Below are 8620 nucleotides of genomic sequence, written 5' to 3'. Positions count from 1 at the left end.
GGGCGTATCGGAGCGGCGAGGAAAGCAATGAACCGATCGTGCTTCTCGATTATCAGCCCGGACGCGGCCAGATTTATCCGCAGGCCTTCCTCGGCGATTACCGCGGCATATTGATGAGCGATGGCTACACCGCCTAGCGCACGCTGGAGGGAGCGACCCATCTGGGATGCATGGCCCATTCCAGGCGTCGCTTCGTTGATGCGCTCAAGGCAAGGAAGAAGGCGGCGGCCCGCCGGAGCAGGCGTTGAAGTTCTTCGAACAGCTCTACCGGATTGAAAGCCAGGCGTGTAACGAAAAGCCGGACAAGGACGAAACGCGAGATCAATGCATTGGCCGTTTGCGCCAGCAACATAGCATCCCCATCCTCAACGCTCTCAAGGCATGGCGACAACATAGCGCCGAAGGTCTTGCCCGATACCAAGCTTGGCGATGCCGTGTCCTACACCCTGAACCAGTGGAAGTATCTGACGCGCTACACCGAAGACGGCAGGATGCCGATCGACAAAAATTTGCTTGAGCGTGATATCAGGATTTTTGCCACTGGCAGAAAGAGTTGGCTGTTCAGCGATACCGTGGACGGAGCCAGGGCCGTCGTCTACAGCATCATGCTGACCTGCCGCGCCTGCGGCATCGAGCCTTTGGCCTTCACAAAAACCGCCGCTGCCTGATCCGATGCAGCCGTCGCACAGCGACCCCGGTCAAACGGGCCGTGTCGACGCGCATGGAAATGAGCGCTTACGAATTATGTCCTTTCATTTCCCCATCCCGCAAAAAAAGCGCGGCTCCTTGTGAACGGCTTCCTCTCCACCCGCCGCGCCAGGATTAATAAAGATGCACGGCTTGGGGGAATATGTCTAAAGTACGGCAGCAATATACGTCAAGTAAATAAGTCGTTACCCATAAGGTATTTTAAAATATTAAATTTTTTGGCGGGGAGTTTTCAGGTACAAATGCAGGGGAGACGCATAAAACAATATTATGACTCTCGTTTTCGGGCGACAAATATGTAACTACGGATTTTGATTTTTAGGAAGTTCGCCTGGCTTGATAATTGGCATTGTTCCTGTTGAATTTGAGGGAGATACAATCTTGCCGTCGCCCACGATTGGTGGCTTTAAAACGCCGTTACAATCATCCAGTTTTTCGCTTAAATTCTTCTCTGACTCCGCATCTGACTTCACTGTGCAGTCATGCTTGGCCGGAGCTTCCGTTTGGGCCAACGCACAACCGCACGCGCCGATGAACGCAACAGCAAAGATCGTCACTCCAAACCCCGCAGCTCGTTCCTGAAATCTATGATTTATTGTCATTGCTCGCTCCTATTTGGATGAAAGTCGTGAGACGCTGTTCGACCTGTCCACATGTCTTAACTAAACGAAGCGCTGGAAGTTCCTGATTTTCTTCCGGCCTAGGGAATTGATCGGCGGTATTGAACAGTCGTGGGGCATCCTCACACAGGATACGCAGCAGCAGCAGCATAATTGCCCTCCAACACCTTCAAAGGTTAGAAATCGTTGAAAGCACGCCTTAAAAAATTCCTCACCGGTCTCGGTGAAACGTTCTGGCTCGTGCCGGCGCTGATGACGTTTGCCGGCATACTGCTGGCCGTCGTGATGGTGCAGGTCGACGCATCAGAACTTTTGCCCGACTGGCTGCTCGATAGCGCATTTCTCTACAATGGCGGGGGAACGGGAGCACGGACGCTTCTTGGGGCGGTTGCATCGTCTACTATCGGTGTCGCCGGGACGGTGTTTTCGATCACAATTGCCGCCCTGTCGCTCGCGGCCGGGCAAATGGGACCTCGGCTGCTCCGAAATTTTGTAAAAGACCGGGGAAATCAGGCGACCCTTGGTGCTTTCCTTGGGACGTTTTCCTACGCGTTGATGGTTCTGCGCACGGTGCGGACGCAGGATGAAGGTGTTTTCGTACCGCACATGTCTCTTACAATCGGGATCCTGCTCGCCTTCGTTTGCGTGGGAACCCTGATCTATTTTGTCGGTCACATGGCAGGTCGTATCAATGTCGATACGGTGATCGGCCTTGTCAGTGAGGATGTCGGTGATGCTATCACCGCCCTGACGTTCGATAAGCCGCAGAATGCACCCCCACCTGCTTCGACCTGGGCAAACGCTGTCGCCATTGCGGACGACCGCAGCGGCTATCTTCAGCAGCTCGACAGTTCCGGCCTTGCGACCTGGGCGGACGAACATGAAGTCTCGATCCGCTTGCTGGTTCGCCCTGGCGATTATGTCTATCCCGGCGCTCCGATTGCGTTGGTCAAGCCACAGGCAGAGGGTTGCGAGGATGCCATCCGTGCCGCGACAGCACTCGCCGGCCATCGTGGCAGTCCCGCCGACATCGAGTTTCCGATCCGCCAGCTGGTCGAGGTGGCGGTTCGGGCGCTGTCGCCGGGGATCAACGACCCGCACACCGCCATGAGCGTTGTTGATCGTCTTGGTGCTGCACTTTGTGATCTGGTCCCGCGATATCTCTCCACCGGACTGACGGCAAAAGACGACAGGCCTGTGCTCGTTACACCATGCGTCAATTATGACGGTCTGGTTGACGCGATGTTTCATATGATTCGCCAAAACGGTTCAGGCAGCACAGCCGTTATGGTTAGAATGCTCGATGTTTTAACGTCGGTCGTGAGTTGTGAACACGACATCAAGCGCATGCAAACATTGACCCGTCACGCCGATCTGGTCCGTTCCGATGCAATGCGGATGATCAAGGCACCGTCCGACCAAGCTTCAGTCGAGCAGCGTCACCGGAACTTCCTTGTGATGCGAGATCGTGGGCCGCTTGGTGTCCTGCTGGCATAACTCCGTGATGCCTTTGATAGCCAGATTGAACAAAGATCACAATTTCAACCAAACGTCGGAACATGCAGCGCTTTCGCAAGTTTAGATCATGCGGAGTTTATCGGGCTCGTTCACTTCAAACATGTTTGAACAATGAACATTCGCGGTGCAAGCACTCTCCGTTGCACCAGAAAGCGATTGGGCAATCCCGAACATCAGGAGATACCTATGAAAAAGTTTCTAGCAACAACGGCGCTGACACTGGTTTTGCTGGGCGGAAACGCCTTTGCAGCCAACATGGCTCCAATGACAATGTATGAGCAGCAGCCGACCGATATCATGGCATCGCAGTTCATTGGCATGCGGCTCTACGCGACGGAAAAAGAGATGGCGGCTGATACGGCCGTGCAACCCGGCGCAGAAAAGGAATGGGACGACATTGGCGAGGTCAATGAAGTTATTTTAAGCCGCGATGGTCAGGTGAAAGCGGTTGTGCTGGGCGTCGGTGGCTTTCTCGGAATGGGAGAAAAAAATGTCGCCATTCCGATGAAGGACATCAAGTTCATCAAGGATGGCGAGGACGCTGACGAATACTTCCTCGTGGTTAACTCGAACAAGCAGATGTTGACGGACGCACCAGCCTATGTTGCGCCGACAACCACGGCAGCGCCTGCTGGCGGAATGGGTCTGGTTCGTCCAGACGTCAAACGCGACGGCTATCGTGCGACCGAAATGACCGATCTGACTTCCGAAAACCTGACTGGCGCGAAAGTTTATGGCGCCAAGGACGAGAACATCGGCGAAGTCGACAAGTTGGTGCTTAACGCCGACGGATCCGTCAACCAACTGGTGATGGACATTGGTGGGTTCCTGGGGATGGGCGAACGTCACATCGCCGTCCCTCTTGAATCCGTCAATATCATGCGGAACGAAAAGGGCGATGATGTTCGTGTGTATGTTGATTCAACAGAAGCGACGTTGAAGGCTCAGCCAGAATACAAAGACAACTAAAATCAGAATGGCCCGAGGCAAACGCTTCGGGCTTTTTCATTAGTAGCCACGTTTCAGAGATCGACCGGGCACTTATGAACCTTGGAACCAGCTAACGGTCGGGTTCGTCGAGCCGGATTGATACCGCCTCACACTGAAATCTCCGATCAATGCCTGTGGCCCTGCTAGAAAATTCGAATTTGGACATTGACGACGCCGACAATATTACGGGCGATTGAATCGACTTCATCGCCGCAGCCCTGGTGAGCAATTCCTTCGATAATCAAGCTACGCTCCGCTGGCGCGATTGCCCGGCCTCGAAGTCAAAATCCCCATGCCGACCTTGCCGCCCTGATCGAAAAAGAGAAGGCAAAACTAAGACTTTCCATTGGCGGCCTCGCCAGTCCATCGCCGGCTCCCATCGAGCACTTGCCGTGGTTTTCGACGTTCTTGCAGATCAGGTTGACTTTTGCCTCGTCGAAGTCACACGCCTGAAGCGCTTCGCGCATTCCGATGATTGAAAGAAGCACCGGTTCGCGCACCAGTTTCCCATCTTGCCAAACGCTCAACTGTATGTCCGGGGTAAGGCATGCCATGGATTAGCAAAGTCTCGCACAATCATATCTGCCCTAGTATGCCGCAGGTTTTGTTTCATCCCGCCCGGGGAAATCGAGCGTTTTTTCCGGATTAGAGTAAAACCGCCGCCCGACAAGCCGGACGGTCTTTCCTTCGACATCGCGAATATATCGTGCTGGTTCGGGAGCTTTCTGAGATTGTGTCAATGCCGACTCGCTGACGGGTCTTCCAGATAGGGAGGCGGCATCGGCTGTACGACCCGATGCGCAAAGTGCAATTAATCCAAGAAAGAGCATTGGAACCGTTTTCATGTCACCTCTCCCTTGGTTCAGGCCGGATGTTTGCCTCTTTTCACAAGAGTCGTCGGCGAGGCCAGACTTTTAATCGGTAGGAAGACAATTGAACCAGATGCCGCCACAATGCCCGCGCAATTTCGAAATTAACTCTACCGCTCAAAGCTGATGTCGCGACCGCGCCAAGCTCCAGATAAGCCCACTGTTGTACTCCATCCCTTCCCGGACGGTTGGTTACCACAGCTTAGCTGGCTCATTGAAATAAGCTTGGTGCGATCGCGGCTCCCCTCCCGAGCTAAACCGCACTATATCATGACATGACATAGTTGCAAGGATACATGGATGCCCAAATCCAGTCGAAGCGTTTCAGGATCACGAAATACCACCGGCGTCCTGCCCCAAGCGGCCAATGAAAAGGACATTGCTGACCAAACGACACTTGGCAGTACCGGTCAGCACCACGAAGAATCGACCCTGGATCCTGGTGTTTACGAAGGCTTGGCAGGCTTCCGGTTGGCTATGAGGCACTTCTTTGCCTATAGCGAGACGACAGTGACGGCGGCCGGGATCACATCTCAACAATACCAAGCATTGCTGGCGATAAAGGTGGCGCCTCAAAGTGAAGTCACCATGAAGGATCTGGCGCGCCAGATGCTTCTGCAGCCGAATGGAGCAGTGCAGCTTGTCGATCGAATGGTCGTCGCGGGCCTCGTCAAAAGGACACAGGCAACGAAGGACAAACGAAGCGTGTTTGTCGGGCTCACGCCTTTTGGGCAAAGCCTTCTCGAAGAATTGGCGCTGGGACATGTGCGCGAAATGCTTCTGCACGAACCGCTGTTGGCAGAATCCCTTGCGCGACTGCGACGCCTGGCTAAGCTTCTTTAACGCATTGACCCCGCGCCTTAAGCGAGCCTGTCGCTTTCTCTCTGCGTAATCAACAAAACGTGTTTGATATCCACGCGGCATTCTTCATGGCGTGATATAAATGGTGAACTCGAAAATGTTCAGGGAGTGGAGTTCGTGAGCGAGACATTTTCAAGCCGCTGGAGCGCATACCGTCCGTCGAAAAAGGTTTGGTTATGGTCGATGATCGGCGCATCGCTGCTCACGATGGCGATCGGGTTCGCCGGTGCTGGCTGGCAGACAGGTGGCCGTGCCTTTGTCATGGCCGAAATGGCGGCCAGACAAGCGCGAAACGACCTCGCCGCCGGCATCTGCGTTGAACGGTTCATCTCGGCTGAAGGTGCCGCGAAAAACCTGGAAACGTTGAGGAACACCGCGAACTGGGACAGAAGCAAGTTCATCGAAGACGGGGGCTGGAGTATGATCAAGGGCGCCGAGGAACTCGGTCCGAGCGCCGCGGCATTTTGCGTCAAACAGCTTATCCGAATGGAAGAGCTTCCGGTCACTATCGCAAGCGATACCTGACCGACGATCGCCGACCGATCGCATCGTGAAGCAAAGGTGTGTTCGTGGGAATGAAAAAAGTGGAGATGTCTCGGCGGCTTTTCATTGGATCCTATGGCCGGTTTGATGTGGGGAATTGATGAAATATGAAGTCGGTATGCAGATTATTTTCGACGTTGTGGGCAAGCGAGCGATGATTATATTCCGCGGCAACCTGATTGACTTGGCAGGACCATTTGCCAATCAAGCTGCTGCAATTGCGGCGGGTGAGCAAAAATGTAGAGAACTCGGATGGCTGGAGGGCGTAGACGGCATTCCGCGAGTTAACTGATCTCTTCGGCGTTGGTGCACCGCTCAGCGACGGGTCATCATTCGGTCTTTGATGCGTTACTTATTTCGTTGCTGCCGTCGGTGCCTCGCAACAAATGGATTTCGAGCGTCCGCAGGCGAGCATTCGGTTAAGGATGGCGACGCCGATCGCAGCTTCAGTCTGCTGCGCACGGAATGAACGAGCGTGCAAACGCGGCCCGATGACGCCCTTGTACCTGCCGATCGCCGTTTCGATGAGCGCCCGTTTGCCATAGCCGGTGGACGTCTGCCATTTCAGCCGGCCATCTGCCTGCATGGATGCTATGTGGTTGTCTCTCTGGCAGGATGCTTGGGCGGTGAGCCGTTCAACCGCGTTCGAGCGCGGTGGAATGACGACCCTGGCGCCAGCGCTGTGACGGTGAACCGCGTCGTAGGATGGATAGCCATCATAAGCTCCATCGGCAGTGTGCTGATGAGGTGTCGACGGGCGGCGTTATGCTTGTGCGGCATGCTGGATCAATCTTGCTATTTTCGATCGCAGCCACATAGTTGCAAAACGTTGAAATTTGATCCCTGCACCAATGCTCAGCCGATGCATTCACGGTTGCCGTAAGGACAGTTTGTATCGCGTCCGACGCTCGCCAGGACTCGTTGGAGATTATATTCAGCAACCTCCCGGGACTCTGTTGCAGGAAAAATGAATAGCCAATCCGCAAAAACTGATCTGCAAGTGCGCTTCGTATGGCATGGCTGGCTTTGCCATAGATAAAGTTCGTGAGGATGGTATTGGCAAATGCCAGAATGTTCTTCAGCGTAATCAAGGCCAGGACGGCAATGGAGATCACCATCAACCGTTCTCCGTCATCGAAGCCCGATCCAACCTGCTCGAAGATGGCAGAAAGTCTGCGCCCGCTTTGTCCCGTTGGCCGGCGATAATGCTAAGCATTGGAATAATGAGACCAATACCTGCGCCCTCAGCACCGCGCTACACAGCCCCAGAACAACGACGGCCGCAAGCAGGCGCCAGTGTCGACCCTCCAATGTGCGGCGCAGGACCTGAAAGCCCGGAAGGAATTTCAACATGACCGATGTTACCTCAGCGAACGAGTTGTCTGTTTGACCGTGTCATTTCCGGGGGCTGCGCCCGTCTGGTTATGGCAAGGCGTGCAAACTTGGCGGCGCCAAGCACATTCACAAGAGCGGTGTGGGCAATCGGGGAGGGAGGGGCGGTGGTTCTCGGAACTCTAAAAGCTCTTGTGTAAAATCCTGAAATCCCGTAATTTACGGAAAAGGAGGCGATAATGACATCGACCGTAACGGCTGCTGCCGTATCCAAGAACTTTGGCGCCTATCAGGACGCCGCAGTGCGAGAGCCGGTCATTATAACCAAGAATGGCCGGCCACGCACCGTACTGATCGCCTATGAGGATTACCTTCGTCTGGCGAAACGGGATCGTCGAGTGGAATTGACGACAGTCCTCGGTGATGAGGAGCTCGCCGCCATCGAAGCGTCGTGTATGGAGCCCGGTCTTGAACGTCTCAATGTCGAACTGGTGAAGGGCAAGCATGCTGCCGACTGAACCTAAGGTCGGCTGGGTCTTCCGGTATTCGTATCTCTGGCATTGGCAGCATCTCGAAGGGCGCGAGGAAGGCGACAAGGATCGCCCGGCTCTGGTGTTGGCGATTGTTGCGACGTTGGACGATGGAACACCGGCCGTTCGGGTTTTGCCGATCACGCACTCGCCGCCCTCTGATCCGATAGAGGCGATCGAGATTCCGCCAGCGACAAAGCGGCGCCTCGGACTGGACGATCAACGATCTTGGATTGTTTTGACGGAGAGCAACCGGTTTATTTGGCCGGGACCGGATGTGAGGCCCACAGACACGGAGACCGGTTATCTTGGACCCTTACCGCCGGCGCTGTTTGAAAAGATCAAGCGTCGCTTCGTCGAACTGGCGCGAGGACAACGTCATCGCGCGACGGCACGCAGCGAGTAGCAGCGTTTGAATATCTTGCTGATCACTGGCGCAATGGCAATCTTGGTATAGTTCGAAGCATTGGTGCAGGGATCAAATTTCAACGTTTTGCAACTATGTGGCTGCGATCGAAAATAGCAAGATTGATCCAGCATGCCGCACAAGCATAACGCCGCCCGTCGACACCTCATCAGCAAGATGAAATTCAAAGTGACGAACTGGGCGGAGTATGAGGCGAGTCTTCGCCGCCGTGGCAGTTTGACC

10 protein-coding genes and 4 pseudogenes are annotated in these 8620 nt (G+C 54.6%); 9 read left to right on the top strand and 5 right to left on the bottom strand.

Going from position 1 to position 8620, the window contains the following annotated elements; all coding sequences use genetic code 11:
* Positions 1 to 668: pseudogene (locus ACP7E0_RS34675) on the top strand (IS66 family transposase); the annotation flags it as partial.
* Between the two features lie 342 nt (positions 669 to 1010).
* Here ACP7E0_RS34675 and ACP7E0_RS34670 read toward each other — a convergent pair.
* A complete protein-coding gene (locus tag ACP7E0_RS34670; protein ID WP_426131877.1) occupies positions 1011 to 1310 on the bottom strand; it encodes a hypothetical protein in 300 nt (99 codons plus the stop codon).
* 204 nt (positions 1311 to 1514) lie between these two features.
* On the opposite strand from ACP7E0_RS34670, the gene ACP7E0_RS34665 reads away from it, so the two are divergent.
* Positions 1515 to 2825: a DUF2254 domain-containing protein gene (locus ACP7E0_RS34665; protein ID WP_426131875.1), complete on the top strand. Its 1311-nt coding sequence runs from the start codon at positions 1515 to 1517 to the stop codon at positions 2823 to 2825.
* A 207-nt stretch (positions 2826 to 3032) separates the two neighbouring features.
* On the top strand, positions 3033 to 3815 hold the full coding sequence (locus tag ACP7E0_RS34660) for a PRC-barrel domain-containing protein (RefSeq protein WP_426131874.1): 783 nt from the start codon (positions 3033 to 3035) through the stop codon (positions 3813 to 3815).
* Positions 3816 to 4117: 302 nt separating this feature from the next.
* On the opposite strand, the gene ACP7E0_RS34655 is transcribed toward ACP7E0_RS34660, so the two are convergent.
* Positions 4118 to 4336 carry a hypothetical protein gene (locus ACP7E0_RS34655; RefSeq protein WP_426131872.1) on the bottom strand — a complete coding sequence of 73 codons (219 nt, stop codon included), beginning with the start codon at positions 4334 to 4336 and terminating at the stop codon, positions 4118 to 4120.
* 87 nt (positions 4337 to 4423) lie between these two features.
* Positions 4424 to 4681 carry a hypothetical protein gene (locus ACP7E0_RS34650; protein WP_426131870.1) on the bottom strand — a complete coding sequence of 86 codons (258 nt, stop codon included), beginning with the start codon at positions 4679 to 4681 and terminating at the stop codon, positions 4424 to 4426.
* 324 nt (positions 4682 to 5005) lie between these two features.
* On the opposite strand from ACP7E0_RS34650, the gene ACP7E0_RS34645 reads away from it, so the two are divergent.
* From ACP7E0_RS34645 to ACP7E0_RS34635, 3 genes are all read left to right on the top strand, one after another.
* The gene (locus ACP7E0_RS34645) at positions 5006 to 5548 is read left to right on the top strand and encodes a MarR family winged helix-turn-helix transcriptional regulator (protein WP_426131868.1); all 543 of its coding nucleotides are present in this window, start codon (positions 5006 to 5008) and stop codon (positions 5546 to 5548) included.
* A 135-nt stretch (positions 5549 to 5683) separates the two neighbouring features.
* A complete protein-coding gene (locus ACP7E0_RS34640; protein ID WP_426131866.1) occupies positions 5684 to 6091 on the top strand; it encodes a hypothetical protein in 408 nt (135 codons plus the stop codon).
* A 118-nt stretch (positions 6092 to 6209) separates the two neighbouring features.
* Positions 6210 to 6401, top strand: a complete 192-nt coding sequence (locus ACP7E0_RS34635; protein ID WP_426131864.1) for a hypothetical protein — start codon at positions 6210 to 6212, stop codon at positions 6399 to 6401.
* Positions 6402 to 6461: 60 nt separating this feature from the next.
* Here ACP7E0_RS34635 and ACP7E0_RS34630 read toward each other — a convergent pair.
* Positions 6462 to 6851 (bottom strand): annotated as a pseudogene (locus ACP7E0_RS34630) (transposase); the annotation flags it as partial.
* A 115-nt stretch (positions 6852 to 6966) separates the two neighbouring features.
* A pseudogene (locus tag ACP7E0_RS34625) lies at positions 6967 to 7462 on the bottom strand (ABC transporter transmembrane domain-containing protein); the annotation flags it as partial.
* A gap of 218 nt (positions 7463 to 7680) precedes the next feature.
* Here ACP7E0_RS34625 and ACP7E0_RS34620 point away from each other — a divergent pair.
* The 3 genes and pseudogenes from ACP7E0_RS34620 to ACP7E0_RS34610 form a co-directional block, all read left to right on the top strand.
* A complete protein-coding gene (locus ACP7E0_RS34620) occupies positions 7681 to 7959 on the top strand; it encodes a type II toxin-antitoxin system Phd/YefM family antitoxin (RefSeq protein ID WP_426131862.1) in 279 nt (92 codons plus the stop codon).
* Positions 7946 to 8377, top strand: coding sequence for a plasmid maintenance toxin (PemK-like) (locus ACP7E0_RS34615; RefSeq protein ID WP_426131860.1), 432 nt, complete (start codon positions 7946 to 7948; stop codon positions 8375 to 8377). Before ACP7E0_RS34620 ends, ACP7E0_RS34615 begins: the two co-directional genes overlap by 14 nt.
* Before the next feature lie 132 nt (positions 8378 to 8509).
* Positions 8510 to 8620: pseudogene (locus ACP7E0_RS34610) on the top strand (IS5/IS1182 family transposase); the annotation flags it as partial.

This window comes from Pararhizobium sp. PWRC1-1, from assembly GCF_049897905.1.
In the GTDB taxonomy this organism is placed as follows: Bacteria; Pseudomonadota; Alphaproteobacteria; order Rhizobiales; family Rhizobiaceae; genus Pararhizobium.
Note: the sequence above shows the minus strand (reverse complement) of the source record. Positions and strands in the feature narration are given on the sequence as shown.

Excerpts from the sequence above, each read along its gene's own strand:
- ACP7E0_RS34650 (WP_426131870.1), bottom strand. The coding sequence starts at position 4,681 with ATGAAAACGGTTCCAATGCTCTTTCTTGGATTAATTGCACTTTGCGCA.
- ACP7E0_RS34645 (WP_426131868.1), top strand. The coding sequence starts at position 5,006 with ATGCCCAAATCCAGTCGAAGCGTTTCAGGATCACGAAATACCACCGGC.
- ACP7E0_RS34615 (WP_426131860.1), top strand. The coding sequence starts at position 7,946 with ATGCTGCCGACTGAACCTAAGGTCGGCTGGGTCTTCCGGTATTCGTAT.
- ACP7E0_RS34620 (WP_426131862.1), top strand. The coding sequence starts at position 7,681 with ATGACATCGACCGTAACGGCTGCTGCCGTATCCAAGAACTTTGGCGCC.
- ACP7E0_RS34660 (WP_426131874.1), top strand. The coding sequence starts at position 3,033 with ATGAAAAAGTTTCTAGCAACAACGGCGCTGACACTGGTTTTGCTGGGC.
- ACP7E0_RS34635 (WP_426131864.1), top strand. The coding sequence starts at position 6,210 with ATGAAATATGAAGTCGGTATGCAGATTATTTTCGACGTTGTGGGCAAG.
- ACP7E0_RS34670 (WP_426131877.1), bottom strand. The coding sequence starts at position 1,310 with ATGACAATAAATCATAGATTTCAGGAACGAGCTGCGGGGTTTGGAGTG.